At 59.3% G+C, this 18,394-nt stretch carries 14 protein-coding genes; 4 read left to right on the forward strand and 10 right to left on the reverse strand.

The window, feature by feature from the left end; translation table 11 throughout:
* The first annotated feature begins 173 nt into the window (after positions 1-173).
* The gene (locus PSH76_RS13830; protein ID WP_003191146.1) at positions 174-959 is read left to right on the forward strand and encodes a helix-turn-helix transcriptional regulator; all 786 of its coding nucleotides are present in this window, start codon (positions 174-176) and stop codon (positions 957-959) included.
* A 2-nt stretch (positions 960-961) separates the two neighbouring features.
* Here PSH76_RS13830 and PSH76_RS13835 read toward each other — a convergent pair whose 3' ends face one another.
* The 5 genes from PSH76_RS13835 to PSH76_RS13855 form a co-directional block, all read right to left on the reverse strand.
* Positions 962-1,429 (reverse strand): M10 family metallopeptidase C-terminal domain-containing protein, encoded by a 468-nt coding sequence (locus PSH76_RS13835; protein ID WP_305494310.1) that lies wholly within the window; start codon positions 1,427-1,429, stop codon positions 962-964.
* 189 nt (positions 1,430-1,618) lie between these two features.
* Positions 1,619-2,698, reverse strand: coding sequence for a polyamine ABC transporter substrate-binding protein (locus tag PSH76_RS13840; protein WP_098951544.1), 1,080 nt, complete (start codon positions 2,696-2,698; stop codon positions 1,619-1,621).
* Positions 2,699-2,758: 60 nt separating this feature from the next.
* The gene (locus PSH76_RS13845; RefSeq protein ID WP_098951546.1) at positions 2,759-3,100 is read right to left on the reverse strand and encodes a cupin domain-containing protein; all 342 of its coding nucleotides are present in this window, start codon (positions 3,098-3,100) and stop codon (positions 2,759-2,761) included.
* Between the two features lie 26 nt (positions 3,101-3,126).
* Positions 3,127-4,533 carry an FAD-binding oxidoreductase gene (locus PSH76_RS13850; RefSeq protein ID WP_305494311.1) on the reverse strand — a complete coding sequence of 469 codons (1,407 nt, stop codon included), beginning with the start codon at positions 4,531-4,533 and terminating at the stop codon, positions 3,127-3,129.
* Between the two features lie 49 nt (positions 4,534-4,582).
* Positions 4,583-5,392: an AraC family transcriptional regulator gene (locus tag PSH76_RS13855; protein WP_305494312.1), complete on the reverse strand. Its 810-nt coding sequence runs from the start codon at positions 5,390-5,392 to the stop codon at positions 4,583-4,585.
* A gap of 257 nt (positions 5,393-5,649) precedes the next feature.
* On the opposite strand from PSH76_RS13855, the gene PSH76_RS13860 reads away from it, so the two are divergent.
* On the forward strand, positions 5,650-5,922 hold the full coding sequence (locus PSH76_RS13860; RefSeq protein ID WP_014718395.1) for a DUF1652 domain-containing protein: 273 nt from the start codon (positions 5,650-5,652) through the stop codon (positions 5,920-5,922).
* A gap of 535 nt (positions 5,923-6,457) precedes the next feature.
* On the opposite strand, the gene PSH76_RS13865 is transcribed toward PSH76_RS13860, so the two are convergent.
* Positions 6,458-8,920, reverse strand: coding sequence for a UvrD-helicase domain-containing protein (locus tag PSH76_RS13865; RefSeq protein WP_305494313.1), 2,463 nt, complete (start codon positions 8,918-8,920; stop codon positions 6,458-6,460).
* A gap of 217 nt (positions 8,921-9,137) precedes the next feature.
* Here PSH76_RS13865 and PSH76_RS13870 point away from each other — a divergent pair, with 217 nt between their 5' ends.
* Complete coding sequence (locus tag PSH76_RS13870) at positions 9,138-9,833, forward strand: pirin family protein (protein ID WP_305494314.1); 696 nt, start codon at positions 9,138-9,140, stop codon at positions 9,831-9,833.
* Positions 9,834-9,947: 114 nt separating this feature from the next.
* Here PSH76_RS13870 and pgm read toward each other — a convergent pair whose 3' ends face one another.
* From pgm to PSH76_RS13890, 4 genes are all read right to left on the reverse strand, one after another.
* On the reverse strand, positions 9,948-11,591 hold the full coding sequence (pgm, locus tag PSH76_RS13875) for a phosphoglucomutase (alpha-D-glucose-1,6-bisphosphate-dependent) (RefSeq protein WP_305494315.1): 1,644 nt from the start codon (positions 11,589-11,591) through the stop codon (positions 9,948-9,950).
* 774 nt (positions 11,592-12,365) lie between these two features.
* Complete coding sequence (locus PSH76_RS13880) at positions 12,366-13,769, reverse strand: PLP-dependent aminotransferase family protein (RefSeq protein WP_305494316.1); 1,404 nt, start codon at positions 13,767-13,769, stop codon at positions 12,366-12,368.
* A 36-nt stretch (positions 13,770-13,805) separates the two neighbouring features.
* A complete protein-coding gene (locus PSH76_RS13885; RefSeq protein ID WP_305494317.1) occupies positions 13,806-15,230 on the reverse strand; it encodes a hypothetical protein in 1,425 nt (474 codons plus the stop codon).
* Positions 15,231-15,935: 705 nt separating this feature from the next.
* The gene (locus PSH76_RS13890) at positions 15,936-16,958 is read right to left on the reverse strand and encodes a zinc-dependent alcohol dehydrogenase family protein (protein WP_032891964.1); all 1,023 of its coding nucleotides are present in this window, start codon (positions 16,956-16,958) and stop codon (positions 15,936-15,938) included.
* A 268-nt stretch (positions 16,959-17,226) separates the two neighbouring features.
* Here PSH76_RS13890 and PSH76_RS13895 point away from each other — a divergent pair, with 268 nt between their 5' ends.
* The gene (locus PSH76_RS13895; protein ID WP_305494318.1) at positions 17,227-18,141 is read left to right on the forward strand and encodes a LysR family transcriptional regulator; all 915 of its coding nucleotides are present in this window, start codon (positions 17,227-17,229) and stop codon (positions 18,139-18,141) included.
* Positions 18,142-18,394: the final 253 nt, after the last annotated feature.

The following is an 18,394-nucleotide window of genomic DNA, read 5'->3' on the forward strand; positions in this document are numbered from 1 at the left end:
GTGTGAGGCAGAAACGAAAAATGATATTTGCTCGGGATATGCTTCCCGTTGAGTAGTGGCGACGTTATCGGCTGACGGGCCTGTCGGCCAATTCCCCTATTGGCGTACTCCCCTTGACGGTACTCGCCAGAAGCCTAACCCTTGGCCGATTATTTTAGGGTGGGGATGGTTGGATGAGCCTGTTCCGGGAAGTGGGTATGCATGCGGGGTTGGGCCGCACCCTGTCACAGATCGGCACCGAGCGGTTCTGGAAGCAACTGGTGCTGTTGTTGCACCAATGCCTGCCCTTCGATAATGCCCTGGCGATTTTCTACCCGCTGGATGGCCCGCCTCAGGCCCTGGAAGAGTACGACGCCCAACCCAGCAGCAAGCCGGCGTCGATGCTGGTGTACCTCAACGGCCTGTACCTGCTCGACCCGTTCTACCAGGCCTGCCGCGAGCACTATGCCAGCGGCGTATACCGCCTGGAGGAAGTGGCCCCGGACCATTTTCGCCAAAGTGAGTACTTCCTCAATTACTTCCACGACAACGTGCTGGAAGACGAAGTGCAATTGATCCTGCAATTGCCTGGCGCCGGCACATTGTCGTTGTCACTGGGCATGCAGCGGCGCTTCAGCTTTGAAGAAACCGGGCTGTTGACCACGCTGTCGGCCTGGGTGTTGCCGCTCATGCAGCAGCATTGGCAGCAAAGCACCCAGCGGGCACCGGCTATGGACAGTCAGATTCGCGATGCCTTGAGTCACTTCGGCAGCGGTGTGCTGTCGGACCGCGAGCTGGAAATTGCCCGCCTGGTGTTGCGTGGGTTCTCCTCCAAGGCCATGGCCGAACGCCTGAAGATCTCGCCGGACACCGTAAAAGTGCACCGCAGGCATTTGTACGCCAAGCTGGACATCTCGTCGCAGCCCGAGTTGTTTTCCCTGTTCATTCAGTCGTTGGGCCATGATCTGGAGAATCCATAGGCTTAATCCGAATGAAAGAAATTAATATGCTGCGGCAATAAATGTACGCCATCAACACGTACAGAAAAGTTCGGCTCTTCAGGGTTTACCTTGATATTCAACGTGCTCACGCCAAACTCATGGGTCAGTTGCACATCCCCCACGTCCACGGGCGGGCCAGATTGAATATTAATGGCTGAGATGTTGTTGTCTTTTAATATCCCGGATACATCGATTTCATCCTCCTTGGGGTTGAAGTTCAGGATCGTGTCGGGGTCATCGCTAAGGGAGTCGGTGCTTTTTTCATATTTGAATGTATTCTCACCTTGGCGCCCCACCAACTGGTCGGCACCACCGCCGCCGATGAGCACCGAGGGCTCGCTCCGCCTGGCTTCCAGGCGCTCGCGCTGGTCTGTGCCGCGCAAGGTCGGCGGGCTGTTTTCCGGATGGGTCCACGTGCCGCCGGTGGGAAGGCTTTCTATTGAGGACATATAAGTCACCTGTCAGAGAGTGAGTGTATGTGAAAGTGTTACGCGTTGCGGGTCGAAATCTCTCACGCAGGCAATAACACTTTCCACTCCAAATAATTGACACCAAATGTCGTAACTATGATGTGATTATTTATATCACCCAGTAACGATGACTTATCGCTCTTTACGTCAGCACTGTTTTCCTCTTACTCAGCGCCCCGTGCGAATGGTGTTCCAAACCCGAGTACGCACCCGGTCGATGTTCAACGGCATGGCTTCCAGAGCAAATAACTTGCCCATCATTTCCGTGCTTGGATACACCTTGGTATCGGCCTTGATTGCCGGGTCTACCAGGCTGTCGGCCGCCGCGTTGCCGTTAGCGTAGTGCACGTAGTTGGTGATACTCGCCATCACGTCGGGGCGCAGCAGGTAGTTCATGAAGGCATAGCCGGCTTTTTCATTGGGGGCGTCGACGGGCATAGCCACCATGTCGAACCAGATCGCCGCGCCTTCCTTGGGAATGTTGTAGCCGATATTCACGCCGTTCTTGGCTTCCTTGGCGCGGCTTTCGGCCTGCAGGATGTCGCCGGAGAAACCGACGGCCACGCAGATATCGCCATTGGCCAGGTCGGCGGTGTATTTCGAGGAATGGAAATACGCCACGTAAGGTCGCACTTTCATCAGCAGGGCTTCGGCCTTTTTGTAGTCCTCGGCTTTTTTGCTGTGGTGCGGCAAGCCCAGGTAATTCAGCGCGGCCGGCAGCAGTTCGGGGCCGTTGTCGAGGATGGCGACCCCACATTTTTGCAGCTTGGCCATGTTTTCCGGTTTGAAGATCAAGTCCCAGGAATCCACCGGGGCGTTGTCGCCGAGTACCGCCTTGACCTTGTCGATGTTGTAGCCAATGCCGGTGCTGCCCCACAGGTACGGGAAGCCGTGGGCGTTGCCAGGGTCGTTATTTTCCAGGGCCTTGAGCAGCACCGGGTTGAGGTTTTTCCAGTTGGGCAACTGGCTCTTGTCGAGCTTTTTCAGGGCGCCGCCCTGGATCTGCCGCGCCATGAAATGGTTGGAGGGGAACACCACGTCGTAGCCTGATTTACCGGTCATCAGCTTGCCGTCGAGGGTCTCGTTGCTGTCGTACACGTCATAAGTAAAACCGATGCCGGTGTCTTTCTGGAAATTCCGGGTGGTGTCCGGCGCGATGTAGTCCGACCAGTTATAGATCTTCACGGTCTCGGCGGCCTGGCTGATAGAGGCCACCAGCATCAAGGGCAACAGGGCAATGGCTTTCATGGTTCGATTTCCTGGCGGTTTTAGGGCTGTTTTTATGGCAGGCGATCAAGGATCAAAGCGTTACAGAATCAGGACGTAGGTCTTGCGCACGGTTTCCTGGATATCCCAGATACCGGTGCTATTGGCTGGCAACATCAGTGCGTCACCGGCTTGTATGTGCAGGGTTTCTCCGTTGTCGGGCGTGAAGGTGCAGCGCCCTTCGATGAAATGGCAGAACTCCTGGGACGTGATCTGCCGACGCCAGCGCCCCGGCGTACACGCCCAAATGCCGGTCTCGACGCCGTCGTTGCGCTCCACGCTCAGTGTGGAGGCCACGGCGATGGGCTCGCCCAGGGGCGCCGCCACCGGTGATGAGTCCGGCAGCGGGGTGTTCAGCGTGTCTTTGAATTGGGTGATGCTCATGGGGCTTCCCCTGTGGGTGGAATGGGTTAGTGCATGAAACCTTCCATGAAACCGGCAATGCTGGTTGCCAGCTTGCGGCGCCAGGGCGGGGTATTGGGGTTGGCCAAGACTTGGTCTTCGTGGACAAAACTACGAATGATCGCGTTGTAGCCCAGCCAGCGGCACGGCTCCGGCTCCCAGGGTTTGAGTGCTTTGAGGCCGCCTTCGCGAATGACCCAAGGTTGTTGAGTCAGCAAGGTGTCGCGCCCCAGGATCAAATCGGCCAGGGTGCGGCCGCCGAGGTTGGTGGCACCCACGCCCTCCCCGCCATAACCGCCGGACAGTGCGATGCCAGTGGCAGGGTCACAGAGCATGTGCGGACGAAAACGGCGCGACATGCCGAGGTTGCCGCCCCAGGAATGGGTAATCCTGGCCTTCTTCAGCTGTGGGAAGAGCTCGCCAAACAGGTAGCGACGCAACTCCACTTCGCTGTCCGTCAGGTCGAAGTTGTGCCGCAACTTGCCGGCAAATTGATAGCCGCCACGGGCGCCGAACACCAGGCGATTGTCGGCCGTACGCTGGCCGTAGGTGACTTGACGGCTGCTCTCGCCAAAAGCCTGGCCCTGGCTGAGCCCGATGTCATCCCAGGTGCTGGCCGGCAGCGGTTCGGTGGCGACGATCAAACTCTGCACCGGTAACTGGTAGCGGCCCAACGGCGGCAAGGTATTGGCGTAACCCTCGACAGCAGGCACCACCCAGGCGGCGCGCACGCTGGCCTTGGCGGTGCGCAGGCTGCCGGACTGCCAATGGGTGACGGGGCTGTTCTCGTAGATGGCTACACCCAGGTTCTCAACGGCCCGCGCCAGGCCACGCACCAGTTTCGCCGGGTTGATGGTCGCGACGTGAGGGGCATAGATGCCGCCATAAGGCTTGGCAATACGGACCTGCTCGGCCAATTGCTGCGGGCTGAGCCAGCGGTAGTCGTCTTCGGTGAGGCCCTGGGCGTACAGCTTGTCCAGATAGCGGCGCAGGCTGACTTCTTGCTCGGGGTAGCGTGCGGCGCAATACAAGGCGCCACCTTTGCGGTAGTCGCAGTCAATGCCTTCACGGGCCAGCACCTGGGCCACTTCATCGGGAATACTGTGCAGCAGGTCAAACGAAGCGCGCCGGTGCTGGGGGGCAAGCCCTGCCAGCAGGCGGTCTTCCCCCAAGAGGTTGCCCATCAACCAGCCACCATTGCGACCCGATGCGCCGAAACCGGCTGTTTGTGCCTCGATGATGGCGATTTTCAGCTCGGGGGCCTGGCGCTTCAGGTAATAGGCGGTCCACAGGCCGGTGTAGCCGGCGCCGATAATCGCCACATTGACGTCTAGGTCGTGCTCCAGCGACGGCCGCGCCACCAGCGGGTCGTCCAGCTGGTCCATCCATAAACTGATACTGCGCCATGCCGGCATGCCAGGTTCCCCTACCTCGGTTCGATAGGGTCGATCCTAGAGCGCCGCGTCAGGGGCTGTCTTGCGCGCGTGCACGCAGAGAAATTTGTTTGAGATACGCCTTGGGCGATTGCCCGGTGTGCTGGCGAAAAGCGCTGTAGAACGCCGAAAGTGAATTGAAACCGGCGGCAAAGGCCAGATCATCCACCTTGATGGGCGGTGTGGCGCACTCTAGCGCGGCCAGCAAATGCTGGAGTCGCGCCTGGTTGACGTAGCGATAGAAGCTCTGCCCCAGCACCTGGTTCAGCAGGTAGGACATCTGGTTGCGACTGTAGCCACAGGCCTTGGCGACCCGCTGCAGATCCAGCTCCGGGTCCAGGTACGGTTGCTGACGCTCGAAATATTGTTGCAGGTCATTGGCCATATAACCCAACTGCTGGGGCGACAGGCCCAGGCGGCTGACCGTCGGGCGCAGCGCCTGGGTCGGTTGCTCATGCACCAGGGACGCATATTCATTCACCCGCCAGATCAACCCGTCGCGCACGGTAATGGCCTCACTGGTGCGAAACGACACCAGACCCTGGCCGCCACGCAAGGTAATGCGGTACTGGATAAACGCCGTATCGCCATCGGCGCGGATGCGATCAGTGTGTTCAATCGCCTCGTCTGCCTCACGGGGCATACTGGCCTGCAAGTACTCACGCAACTGGGCATAGCCCACCACACGGTTCTGGAAGAAATCGTGGTACTGGATCTCGGGGTGATAGTAGGCCATCACTCCATCCAGATCGCGATGGCGCCAGCACAAGTGATGGCGCAGCACCAGCGCGCCGGTAGCGTGGGAATTCTGATACTCATCGTCTGGAGCGATGTCGGGCATATCGGGCTCTACCGCGGAAAAAATACTTGAGACTGCCGAAGTTTACCCGCCTCTTCAAGAGTCAAATCGAGCGCCTGACTAATGGCCTTTTGCCTATTCCTCTGTAGGACATGATCCATATCAAAATTAGGCGAAACAACCGCCGAACGGGCCCAAAAAAGTCACCTTGCCGTTGCGAACGAATGCTATTTTTAAGCCCTTATCTGTCATGACCAGTGAAGGTCCTGGCCCCTGCCGCGAGCTAAAGGAAGCGCTCAATGAACAAGGTGGGCAACATGAACAAAGTGACATTCCCCAACGCCTGCCAGCTGATGCGCTGGCATTTTCACCCGATGGGCTTCGAGGGCAGCATGGACGCCCCCGGCAGCATGATCGCCCGCCTGTTCGACCGGGCCAGCGGCGAGACATTGATCGCCATCGCGGGGATCCCGTGCGCCACGGTGATGAACGCGGCTGATGTGGAGCGCATCATCGAGGCCGTGGAGGATGAATTGGAGAGTTTTGTGCCACCGGTTTCGTTGCGGGCGTGAAACGGAGCAACAAGCCGTAGCGACCCACTCCAACGGTAACCACGATGCGAAGCGAGTCGCTCTTGATCTTGATCTGCTTTTGATCTTAAGCGCCCCGTTAAACCACGCTGGCCGGAATTCGACAGGGATTTGGGGGGTAAACCGGCAGGGATGCCGGTTTAGCCGCCCCGCGCCATGGATGGCGCGTGGCGGCGGCCCCCCAAATCACTGGCGGATTACGGGCACACCGAGCCTAAGCGAGGTGCCGAGTGGTGGGGCATGAGCGTTTTGCTTACTTTTGCGCTTTTCAAAAGTGAGCCGCTGTCAGAGCGGAACCCTAGGCGGCCGTTACCGCAGCAATGGATATGCACACAATCCACTGTGTTGACTGCCACAGGCCGCCTTCGCGAGCAAGCCCGCTCCCACATTTTGATCGTGGGGTTTCAGGTAGATAGGTATCGGCTGGTAGGCCGTCATCGCAGGCAAGCCAGCTCCCACAATTTCGGTCGCGGGGTGTCAGGTGGATGGACTCCGGCTGGCAGGCCGCCATCGCAGGTCAGCCAGCCCCCTTCGGCGCACGCTGATCATCAAAAAACACCTTCCTGCCATCCACCCGCTCAGACGCCCTCGGCACATTCACACCCTGGCCTTCCGGCTTCTCCACATACCAATAACAATGGCTGACCGCCCGGGTAATCCCCACGTAGGCCAGGCGCAACACTTCGTCTCTCTGCGCATTGTCATAAGGCTCGCTGTCCCCATCCTTGCCCAAACCCGCCATGCGATACACCTGGTTCTTGTACGGCGAACTGGTGACATGCTGACAGTCCCCCAGCAAAAACACCGCATCCGCCTGCAAGCCCTTGGCACTGTGATAAGTCAGCTGTTTAAGCCTGCGCGCCTGAGGCGCCAAGCTAGAATCCACATTAACTACAGACTGAATATGCTCTTGAATCAATAACTTATTGCTACTTTTTCGATAAAGCATCAGGATCGAATCACCCCGCTGATAGTGCTCCAGCAACCGCTGCCCCAGTGCCGCGTCGTCACGTTCCAACACCGTGACGGGCACCAATGCCTTGGGCTCGCCACTGGCCTTGGCCTTCTTGCCCGGAATGGCCGGTGCACTGCGGACGATATGTTCGGCAGCGTCGATGATGTGCTGGTGGCTGCGGTAGTTCTCCCCCAGCATCACGCGGGTAGTGCTGGGCGAAAAAAACTCCTTGTTGAACTCCATGAAGTACTTGGGCGAACTGCCGCGCCAGCCATAGATCGATTGCCAGTCATCCCCCACGCACAGCAACGATGAACGTTGCGCACCGCGCCCGACATGCATGGCCGGCCCGCGGCTGCGGATTTCCCGCAGGCTGGCGCGGATCCAGGACACGATCTGCGGCGACACGTCCTGGAATTCATCGATCATCAAGTGCGACATCGGTCGCAACAGCGGATCACTCAGCAGCTTGAGGTTCTCCGGGGTGTTTTCACCAAACAGCGAGAACATCCGGTTGTAGGTCATGATCGGCGGCGACTGTTCCAGCAGGTGATCTTCCAGGGCCTTCCAGAAAATGCTCAAGGCCTCGAAGAACAGCCGGTCCGGGTCGTCCTTGGCAAAGCTCATCTGGCCAACCGCCGTAGGCACATCCAAGCCAAGGTTCTCGATAAACCCGGCTGCCATGACAAAACTGTCCAACAGGGGCGCCGAAGCGAGCTCGCCTTTGACCTTGTAATCAAAGCCCGGCCCGGCCGTGGCATCGCCGCCCAGGCTGCTCAAAAGGCGCTTGGAAGATTCGTAATTATCCAGCCATATCAGTGGCTTATTGCAGAAAGCTTGAAACAAGGTGCGCTTCACCGCCCATTCTGCACGCACCGAGAGTTTCGAATTCGGCCGACTGATCTGCGGGTTTTCGCGCCCATCGAACCCCAGCACCACCCAGGCATCCAGCTCCGGGATATAGCCGTGGCAATGAAATTGCGCGCCGTTGATTTCAAAGGTCTGACGGCTGGGTTCGATGCCTTTGATCGGCCAGGCGCCGGCGCGAAACCACAGGTCTTCAATCACATCACAGAGTTCTTCATCGCGCTTGGCCGCCAATTCAGTCACGGCCATGCGCTTTTGCACGTCCGGATGATCGCGCTCCAGCTCCTTGAGCTGCAGGCCATGGCGGGCCAAGGGCGCAATCAACTCACGAAAACGCTGATGGCGGCCATACAAGCGGTGATAACAGGCGTTCATCTGCTGGCGCTGGGCGTCACTGATACGCAGGTCAAAGGCATTGGTGTCGGCGTCTTCGAAACCACCACTGAGGTTCTCAAAGGCCTGCAGCCGCTCAAAGCCCGGCAGGCTGCGCACCATCGGCAGGATGCGCGAATGAAAGGTGCGCACCACCGCCTGGGCTTCTTTGCTGCCAAGGGGTTGGCCCCACAGGCTGAGAATCTCCATGAGCTTGTTGATGAAGTCCTTGCGCGACTCGCGAGTGAACGTCACCACCGTCATCGAACTTAGCTCAAAGCCCAGGTAATGGCTGAGCAGCAGGATGCGCAGCACCAAGGACGTCGACTTGCCGGCGCCTGCGCCCGCAATCACTGAGGTCGAGGGTGTGTCGCTGAAGATCATCTTCCATTGCGCCGCACTTGGCTGCGCGTGGGCTGGCAGCAGGCGCGCGACATCGGCCTTCATGCGTTTCTTCACCTCTGCGGTGAGCGGCAATCGCCAATCGTCGAACAGGCTGTCATCTACGCCTGGCGCACGGTGCTCATCGGGGCGAAAGTCACGAATCAGCAGGACCTGGCGGCCCTCTTCAATGCCATCGGCCTTGCCCTCGCGATAACCGTATTCAACGCCCGCCTCATGCCCACTGCGAAAGCCGTCGGCCTGGCCATGCAACCAGGAAAACCGATGCTGCGCGCGCAAACGGGTGAGCCCATGGCCGAACAGGCGAGCGGCAAGCCGCTTCAACAGCGGCATTTCAGCCAAGGGGCGCAGTTCGGGGGGTAGATCAGGCTGTTGTTGCGACACGCGGACTCCTGCGGTGAGCTTGTTTTGACCAGGCCGTCATGGTCGCCGGAAACGCCGCCCAGTTCCAGCCAAATGCTTTGCTGTCATGCAGTTAGGCGATGAAGTGAAAGTGAACACCGGGGTAAACCATCGAACAAATAGATAATAATTCGGCAGTTTTTACGCTTTTTCTCGATCATGCGCTGCTGGATGATGGGCCCATCAACAGGAGACGATCATGCTTGAACTTCGACCTTTCACCAGCCTGGGCGGCGCCCACCATGGCTGGCTTGACGCTCATCACCACTTTTCCTTTGCCGAATACCACGACCCCAAGCGCATGCACTGGGGCAACCTGCGGGTGTGGAACGACGACATCATCGCCCCCGGCAGCGGCTTTCCCCAGCACCCGCACCGCGACATGGAAATCATCACCTATGTGCGCGAAGGCGCCATCAGCCATGCCGACAACCTGGGTAATAAAGGCCGCACCGAAGCCGGCGATGTGCAAGTAATGAGTGCAGGCACCGGCATTGCCCACAGCGAGTACAACCTGGAGGCCACGCCGACCAAGATCTTCCAGATCTGGATCATCCCCAATGAGGCGGGCTTGCCGCCGTCCTGGGGCGCCAAGCCGTTTCCGCAAGGCAACCGCGAGGGCTTTGTAACGCTGGCCAGCGGCAAGGCTGGCGACAGTGAAAGCTTGCGGATTCGTGCGGATGCACGCTTGGTGGCCGCGAACCTGAAGGCTGGGGAAAGCGCGGAGTACCGGTTGGACAGCGGTCGCCGTGCCTACCTGGTGCCTGCCACGGGCGTGATTGACGTCAATGGTGTGCGGGCACAGGCACGAGACGGTGTGGCGGTTGAGGATGAACAAGTGTTGCGGGTGACGGCGATCGAGGACAGCGAAATCGTGCTGGTGGACCTGGCCTGATCATGTAGGAGCGAGCTTGCTCGCGAAGAACTCACCGGCACCGCGTTCACTCAGGAAGCACGCGTTATCGTTGACGTTTTTCGCGAGCAAGCTCGCTCCTACATACAGTGTCAGTTATTGGCTGATTGCGCCGTCTACCAACACCTGCGCTTCTTCCACCAGTTGCTTGAGGTGTTCTTCGCCAATGAAGCTCTCGGCGTAGATCTTATAGATGTCCTCAGTGCCCGAAGGCCGTGCGGCAAACCAGCCGTTTTCGGTCATGACTTTCAAACCGCCAATCGCCTGGTTGTTGCCCGGCGCATGGCTGAGGATCTGCTGGATGCTCTCCCCAGCCAATTGCGTGGACGTGACCTGCTCCGGTGACAGTTTACCCAGCAGGGCTTTTTGCGCTGGAGTGGCCTTGGCATCCACGCGAATGGCGAACGGCTCACCCAGGGCATCGGTCAAGCCACGGTAGATCTGGCTCGGGTCCTGGCCTTTGCGCGAGGTCATTTCCGCGGCCAGCAAGGCCGGGATCAGGCCGTCCTTGTCGGTGCTCCACACGCTGCCGTCTTTGCGCAGGAACGAGGCGCCGGCGCTTTCTTCGCCGCCAAACCCCAACGAACCTTCGAACAAGCCATCGGCAAACCACTTGAAGCCCACCGGCACTTCGTACAGGCGACGACCGATGCGCGCCGCGACGCGGTCGATCAGGCCGCTGCTGACCACGGTCTTGCCCACGGCCGCGTCGGCACGCCAGTCCGGGCGGTTCTGGAACAGGTAGTCGATGGACACCGCCAGGTAGTTGTTGGGCGCCAGCAAACCACCGGAAGGCGTGACGATGCCGTGGCGGTCGTGGTCCGGGTCACAGGCAAAGGCAACGTCGAAGCGTTCCTTGAGCCCGATCAGGCTTTGCATGGCGTAGCTGGAGGAAGGGTCCATGCGAATCTGGCCATCCCAGTCGACGCTCATGAAGCGGAAGGTTGCGTCGACCTCGGTATTCACCACGTCGAGGTTCAAGCGGTAATGCTCGGCAATCGCCGACCAGTAGCGCACCCCTGCTCCGCCCAATGGATCCACGCCCAAGCGCAGGTCAGCGCTGCGGATCGCGTCCATGTCGATCACATTGATCAGGTCGGCCACATAGCTGTTGAGGTAGTCATGGCGATGGGTGGTGTCTGCCTTGAGCGCCTGGGCGTGAGTGATGCGCTTGACCCCGGCCAACTTGTTGGTGAGCAGTTCGTTAGCCTTGGCTTCGATCCACTTGGTGACGTGGGTGTCGGCCGGGCCACCGTTAGGCGGGTTGTACTTGTAGCCGCCACTTTGCGGCGGGTTGTGGGACGGTGTAATCACAATGCCGTCCGCCAGGCCGCTGGTACGGCCACGGTTGTAGCAGATGATGGCGTGGGAAATCGCCGGTGTCGGCGTGTACTCGTCGCCCTCGGCCAGCATCACGTGCACGCCGTTGGCCGCCAGGACTTCCAACGCACTGGCACCGGCTGGCGTCGACAATGCATGGGTATCCAGGCCGACAAACAATGGGCCAGTAATGCCCTGCGCTTCGCGGTATAGGCAGATGGCCTGGCTGATAGCCAGCACATGCCACTCGTTGAAACTCAGTTCGAACGAACTGCCACGGTGCCCGGAGGTACCAAAAGCCACGCGCTGAGTGGAGATCGCTGCATCAGGCTGGCCGGTGTAGTAGGCCGTGACCAGTCGCGGGATATCCACCAGCAACTGGGCTGGCGCCGGTTTGCCCGCAAAAGGACTGATAGTCATGCATAAACCTCGAAAAGAAGGATTCGGAAAAAATGACAGTTTACTGGGACTTGGACTACTGCGCGACGGTATCGATCCGACAGCCTGAAGAGAAATTTCGGATAATTGAGGTGAGGATATGCACTCGGCCTGACAGCGCGATCGGCTGTCAGGCCTCTATCGCGGCATAAGTATCGACGCCGGACCTGTGGCGAGGGAGCTTGCTCCCGTGACGGCCCTGCAGACGGCGCTGATCTAACTGACGCGCCGAGATCTAAATGTGGGAGCTGGCTTGCCTGCGAAGGCGGCCTGACCGTCAACACAGTTGGACCGTGTATATATCCATTGCTGCGGTAACGGCCACTTAGGGTTCCGCCCTGACGGCGGCTCACTTTTGAACAGCGCAAAAGTAAGCAAAACGCTCTTGCCCCACCACTCGGCACCTCGCTTAGGCTCGGTGTGCCCGTAATCCGCCAGTGATTTGGGGGGCCGCCGCCACGCGCCATCCATGGCGCGGGGCGGCTAAACCGGCATCCCTGCCGGTTTACCCCCCAAATCCCTGTCGAATTCCGGCCAGCGTGGTTTAACGGTGCGCCTAAGATCACAAGCAGATCAAGAGCGACTCGCTTCGCATCGTGGTTACCGTTTGCTGCTACAGCCCACAAAGTTGTGTAGATACCTATATCCCACATTGGATAGTTGTAGGAGCGAGCTTGCTCGCGAAAAACTCACCGGCGCCGCGTTTATTCAGGCAGCGCGCGTTATCGTTGACGTTTTTCGCGAGCAAGTTCGCTCCTACCCAGTCTGCGCCTGCCGTAGTGACTGCGCCAGCGTATCCAGGGCGATGTCCAGGTTGGGATGGCCACTGAAGGTATGGCTCAAGCGCATATGCTGGTGGTGCAAGCCACTGAGGCTGAACAGCTCGCCCGGGGCAATCACCACCTGCTGGGCGAGCATGCGCTGAAACACCAGGCGCATGTCCACCGGCGCCGTCGACTGCAACCAGAAACTCGCCCCGGCCACGGGCATGCGGTAATGCACACGCCCTTGCAGACGCACATCCAAGCGGTGACTCATGGCATGGGCCTGCTCGTGAAGGCGCTGACGCAGCGTTTGCAGGTGCAGGTCAAACCGCCCACTCTCATAAAGCCGGGCGATGGCGCGTTGTCGGATAGCGGACAGTCGAAATGAACGCAGCAAGAATTGGCGCTGCAATTCACTGCTCATCTGCCGCGCCAGCAGGTAACCAAAGGGGGCTTCCGGGCCCAACACCTTTTCGAACGAAGAAAACACGATCAGCCGCTCTGGGTTGACCAGGCTGCGCAAGGCCGGCCCGGGCGGCGCGAAGCTCAGGTCACCGAAGGTATCGTTCTCCAGCAACCAGCAGCCGTGCTGGTCGAGCAGTCGCGCTACGTGCAGCCGCTCGGGTTCGGTCATGGTGTTGCCCGAGGGCATGCTGACCACGGATGAGAGCAGCACAAGGTGCACCGGCTCATGGCGCAGCAAGTGCTCCAATGTGGCCAGGTCCGGACGGCCGTCGGCACGCCAGGGCCATTCAATAACCCGCACGCCAGCGGCCTGTAGCAGGCGCAACACCAGGTAATCGCAGGGCGATTCAACCACCACCACGGTGCCTTTGAGGCCCAGGGCATCAATGAGGATGCCCAGTACGCCTTGAAGGTCGGCCCCCACATACACCTCGTCCGCTTGCCAGCAACGGGTGGGCGACGAGGTATAGCGGGCGGCCAAGGCCGCACGCAACTCCCACACACCGCAGGGTTGCGACGGTTGCAGGTGATGGGGATACCGGCGTACCAGTTGGCGCTCCAGCGCCAGCAACGCGCCATCGAGCGATCCCAACAGCGCCGGTTCATCACCACTGAGTACCACCATCGCCGGGCGCCGTGCAGCCGTGTACAAACGCTCAAGCAGATCAGTACCGGCCATAAGGGGCGCATTTGCAGCCACGGGCCAGGCGAAGTAGCCGGATTTGGCCACCGAGTACACTCGACCTTCCTTTTCCAGCAACGAATAGGCGTACTGAATCGTCGATATCGACACATTCATACGCGTCGATAACTGCCGCAACGACGGCAGTTTCACCGGCGTTTCCCGGCTGACTTCGTTGATCAGGTTGATCATGTAGCGGTACACCGCCTGATAGGCAAAGTCTACTTGCCGCTCCCCCCGAAGGTTCATCGTTGCTCACCGGCGTTGATTGGCGGACACACGTTGCTAACGCCCCGACACTTGGGCGACGCGCGCCTCGGGCCGTGCGAAAGCTCGTTTGCGCGCCCGCGTGCCGCGTCCTTCCAACAGCGGGCGCTTACGGTACAGGTGCTGCAACAGCGGCAGCGGCAACCCACTGGTATCCACCAGCCACTGATGCAGGATGTCCGCTGCGGGTTTGCCCTGTAGTGCCTTGTGGAGTTCGGGGAGCGCCACCAGCATGCCGGGATGGCATTGACGCAAGAAACTCTCCAATCGCTCGCCATGCTGAACAAAGGGTGCAAATAACAGGCAGGTCAATTGGCTGTCGTCCAGACCCGAGAACTCCTGGATGTAGGCGGTGGACAGCAACTGCCCTTCCCGCCCGGACGCTTCTTTGATCAGCGCGACCGGCACGTGCCTGCGATGCAGGAAGTCTGCCGCACGTCGAACAAACCCCGCGACGCCATGTTCGTAGGAAAGCTCACGCAGGCACTGGGCCTGCATGCCGTGCAAATGCGCCATGAGCAATGGGTTGGGATAGACAGGATGGCTGAAATGGAACTCAAACGGGTCCCGCTTGTGGGCGAGAAACCCGGTGAGCAGTGGCGCATGCCCGACGTCGGTGTCTTTGAGCAAGTCGGCGATGCCGATATAGGCCAAATGACGATGCCCGCCCCGGCCCGGACTTTCGTTGCCCGCATAGTGCTCGCCATAGAGATCGCGATAGCAACCCACACTCCACTCCTCCATGCGTGCAAACCATGCATTGAGCGACGAGGGCTTAGCGGGCGCAAAGGCAAGGCCGGTCGCCAGCGCGCTTTTTTTCAGCCACGCGATGTATTGGCTTTGCTTGCGTGCTGAATCACCGCTGACCAGGGCATGCACGCCGCCGTTCCAGGTAGCGACCCGCTGATAGAAATCGCCTAGGGCCAGGAGCGTGTCGTCGCACAGGGCGGCGCGGATATCCCCGGACGTCAGGTGCCCGATCATCAGCTTGTTACGCTGGCTGATTTCCCGAGCGGCACTGGACGCCGGGCGCTGATGGTTGAACGGCAGCACCTCATGGTTTTCCACCATCAACAGCTCTACCCGCGGGTCGTCATGGAAGAACAGCGCTGCGTAGCCTTGATTCAAGGAGTCGAGCGTTGCCTGAGTCATACCGGCATGCCGCAATGTTGCCACCCGTATCTGAAACGTCTTGGGCGAGCGGCCAGCAATGGTCAGTTGCGCCGCACGCAGCAGCGCGAGGGTGTAGCTGCTCACTTCGCCGCCACCATGGGCGATCAGTACTTTGTAATTGCCCACTTGTTCCATGCCGCCTGCGGCCACCACGATTCGCTGAACGAGCAATTGAAGTGACGTTCGTTCGGCGCGCGTAAAGTGCCCGATTAAACGTTGCAGAACTTGCTGGTAAACATAGCTCATGGCTTGTTCATGAATAGTGCTCATCGTTCTACTACCTGAGTTGAAATATCAGTTTCAAGCAACTACCAAACAGCGTTGCTCGACCTATTACATCTGTAGGCTTGTCTTCCATTGCGCAGCACAAGTTTGAGTCAACATTAGCACCTTGCAACAAAAGCGCAGGTGAGAGCATTGAGGGCGCCCATGGCCGCCCCGCCGGAGAATCCAGCGCCTGCGCGGGCTCCAGCGAAATAGCTGTTAGCCTTAGGAATATTCCGACAACGTCCTACACTGTTTTAACTAAGAAATTAGAGAAGCGTCCGACGAATATTAATCACCTGCGCACCTTCGCTGCGCGCAAGGCAACAGGGTATTCGTTTTGCACTTTGCGGGAGAAACAATCCGAGCCTCGTTAGTGCTGAAGGTGCGTGACGCAACTGCCGTGTAATCAATCATGGCTCAATCCTTGAGATGACAATGAAGACTCAATTATCGGCACTCAAATAATGATTAACAGATACAGAACGGCGTCAAAAAGCAGCTCAGATGACCTGCCAGCCCAACTTAAATGACGCCCACACAAGAGCGCCGCACTGGATTTCAGGGCGGCGCACGGCAATAACGGTATTGTTTGCGGGGTAGAACGCCCCTGCGGCGGCTCAACCCCGGTGCGGGTTAAGCCCTGTCAAATGGCGCATTTGCCTCATCAGCTCAGGCGCCGGAGTATTCATTTGCGAATACTCCTACAGCTCAAACAGCTTCAACCTGCAACGCCACCCGTTCGCGGCACGGGCATTCATCCATGTATCGGTGCGCTTCGACGAACTGACTGAACGGAAATACCGTGGTTTTCAGTGGGACAAGCACCCGGTCGGCCGTCAGCTGGTTGATATCGCGCAACGCACGCTGCAACGCCACCTGGTCCTGGATAATGCCCAGCTCCGGCTTGCCGGTGAAGTTGCCGATACAGTGCACAAAGAACTGGATGTTCTTCTGGAACGCCGCACAGGCCGGGAATGGCGTCTGATTGCCACCTTGCAGGCCATACAGCACCAGGCTGCCACGCGGCGCCAGGACGTCACCGAGCAGCGACATCTGCGGGCCACCCAGGCCATCGAACACCACGTCGACGCCACGGTTGTCGGTGAACTTGTTGATCTGCATCAGCAGGTCTTGTTCTTCGGTCACGATGACTTTTTCCGCCCCGAGAGACAGCAGGTATTCGCGTTCAGCACTGTCTTTGGTGGCGGCAATCACCCGCACACCCAGGGCCTTGCCCAGCTGCACAAACGAAGGGCCGGCACAGTGGCTGGCGTCGGTCACCAGGGCAAACTGGCCGGGTTTGACCCGCGCCAGGTCCATGTAGGCAAAGTACGCAATCAGCAGCGGCGTGTAATGCACGCTGGCTTCAATCGGGCTCAAGACATCCGGGTAGCGGGTCAGGGCCGAACGGGGCAAGACGATCTGCTCGCCATACACCGGGTAATCATTGGGGCTCTCGGCCGGAAAACTGGCCACCTTATCGCCCACTGCCAAGTCATCCACGCCGTCGCCGAGGGCAACTACGACACCGGCCATTTCATGGCCCAGGCCAGAAGGCAGGCGTGCATGGGAAGACGCCAGGTTCTGGCGCCACAGAATGTCGTACCAGCTGATACCGATCGCGTCGACACGCACCTGCACTTCGCCCGGTGCGGGCTGCGCAGCTGCATGCTCTTCGCATTTGAGCACCTCGGCCGGACCAAACTTGTGAAAACGGATCGTGCGGGACATCGCAAACCTCGTCAAAGTAACCTCTAATGCCATGAACTTTATCTGGGCTTTGGGGGTAAGACCACCGGTCACCATTAATAGTCGACATGCCTGTCATTGATTCCGCGAAGGAGGAACACCCCTCAACTATCGTAGGAAAAATCAATTAGCCGGTGCAGAGTACCAGCCTTTCCCCGTAAGATTCATGCCGGTCATCCTTCTGAATCGAACCTCAGGGGTTGCTACGTGACCGCTCACATCAAGTTTGCTGACTCTTCCAGGACACAAGATGAACCGTAACGACCTGCGTCGTGTCGACCTTAACCTCTTGATCGTATTCGAAACCTTGATGCATGAGCGCAGTGTGACCCGCGCCGCCGAGAAATTGTTCCTCGGCCAGCCGGCCATCAGCGCGGCACTGTCACGCCTGCGCGGATTGTTCGATGACCCCCTGTTCGTGCGCACCGGGCGCAGCATGGAACCCTCGGCCCGCGCCGTGGAAATCTTCGCCCTGCTCTCCCCGGCCCTGGACTCGATCTCCACCGCCGTCAGCCGCGCCGCCGAATTCGACCCGGCCACCAGCACCGCAGTGTTTCGCATTGGCCTGTCCGACGACGTGGAATTCGCCCTGCTCCCGCAACTGCTCAAACGCCTGCGCTCCGAAGCCCCCGGCATCGTGCTGGTGGTACGCCGCGTCAACTACATCCTGATGCCCAACCTGCTCGCCTCCGGCGAAATCTCCATCGGCGTCAGCTACACCGCCGACCTGCCCGCCAACGCCAAACGCAAGGTACTGCGCCGCAGCCTGCCCAAACTGCTGCGCGCCGACAGCGTACCGGGCTCGCTGAGCCTGGACGACTTCTGCTCACGGCCCCATGCGCTTGTGTCTTTTGCCGGGGACTTGAGCGGGTTTATCGATGAAGAGCTGGAAAAACTCGGCCGCAAGCGCCACGTTGTACTCGCGGTGCCGCAGTTCAACGGCCTGGGTACATTGCTGGCGGGTACGGACATTCTGGCAACGGTGCCGGATTACGCGGCGGAAGCGCTGACCTCGGCGGGTGGGTTGCGTGCCGAAGACCCACCGTTGCCGGTGCGCTCGTTTGAGCTGCATATGGCGTGGCGGGGGTCGCAGGATAATGATCCGGGGGAGCGGTGGTTGAGGTCGCGGATTCAGATGTTTTTTGGGGATCCTGAGAGTCTTTAGGTTTCGTCGGGCAGGCTGTTTGGCTGATCATTTCTGGCTTTTCATAGGTCATGAAGGCCCATTCATTTCCAGACGATTGCTACATTGGTGGCATATCTGAGGGCATGCTTTGGATGGTTTGAAAAGGATGCCCCCAGCCTTTACGAGACTATTGAGAGTCGGTAAGCCGGTACTTCCGGCCTCAATCTTCACCATGAGCTTCTGCCCACACAGACTGCCTATCGCGCGGCCCGCAAGGCTCTCGATGGAGTCA

The organism is Pseudomonas sp. FP215, from assembly GCF_030687795.1.
Classification (GTDB): Bacteria; Pseudomonadota; Gammaproteobacteria; order Pseudomonadales; family Pseudomonadaceae; genus Aquipseudomonas; species Aquipseudomonas salmasensis.

Excerpts from the sequence above, each read along its gene's own strand:
- PSH76_RS13840 (WP_098951544.1), bottom strand. The coding sequence starts at position 2,698 with ATGAAAGCCATTGCCCTGTTGCCCTTGATGCTGGTGGCCTCTATCAGC.
- PSH76_RS13895 (WP_305494318.1), top strand. The coding sequence starts at position 17,227 with ATGAACCGTAACGACCTGCGTCGTGTCGACCTTAACCTCTTGATCGTA.
- PSH76_RS13830 (WP_003191146.1), top strand. The coding sequence starts at position 174 with ATGAGCCTGTTCCGGGAAGTGGGTATGCATGCGGGGTTGGGCCGCACC.
- PSH76_RS13835 (WP_305494310.1), bottom strand. The coding sequence starts at position 1,429 with ATGTCCTCAATAGAAAGCCTTCCCACCGGCGGCACGTGGACCCATCCG.
- PSH76_RS13845 (WP_098951546.1), bottom strand. The coding sequence starts at position 3,100 with ATGAGCATCACCCAATTCAAAGACACGCTGAACACCCCGCTGCCGGAC.
- PSH76_RS13860 (WP_014718395.1), top strand. The coding sequence starts at position 5,650 with ATGAACAAGGTGGGCAACATGAACAAAGTGACATTCCCCAACGCCTGC.
- PSH76_RS13850 (WP_305494311.1), bottom strand. The coding sequence starts at position 4,533 with ATGCCGGCATGGCGCAGTATCAGTTTATGGATGGACCAGCTGGACGAC.
- pgm (WP_305494315.1), bottom strand. The coding sequence starts at position 11,591 with ATGACTATCAGTCCTTTTGCGGGCAAACCGGCGCCAGCCCAGTTGCTG.
- PSH76_RS13885 (WP_305494317.1), bottom strand. The coding sequence starts at position 15,230 with ATGAGCACTATTCATGAACAAGCCATGAGCTATGTTTACCAGCAAGTT.
- PSH76_RS13855 (WP_305494312.1), bottom strand. The coding sequence starts at position 5,392 with ATGCCCGACATCGCTCCAGACGATGAGTATCAGAATTCCCACGCTACC.
- PSH76_RS13880 (WP_305494316.1), bottom strand. The coding sequence starts at position 13,769 with ATGAACCTTCGGGGGGAGCGGCAAGTAGACTTTGCCTATCAGGCGGTG.
- PSH76_RS13870 (WP_305494314.1), top strand. The coding sequence starts at position 9,138 with ATGCTTGAACTTCGACCTTTCACCAGCCTGGGCGGCGCCCACCATGGC.
- PSH76_RS13890 (WP_032891964.1), bottom strand. The coding sequence starts at position 16,958 with ATGTCCCGCACGATCCGTTTTCACAAGTTTGGTCCGGCCGAGGTGCTC.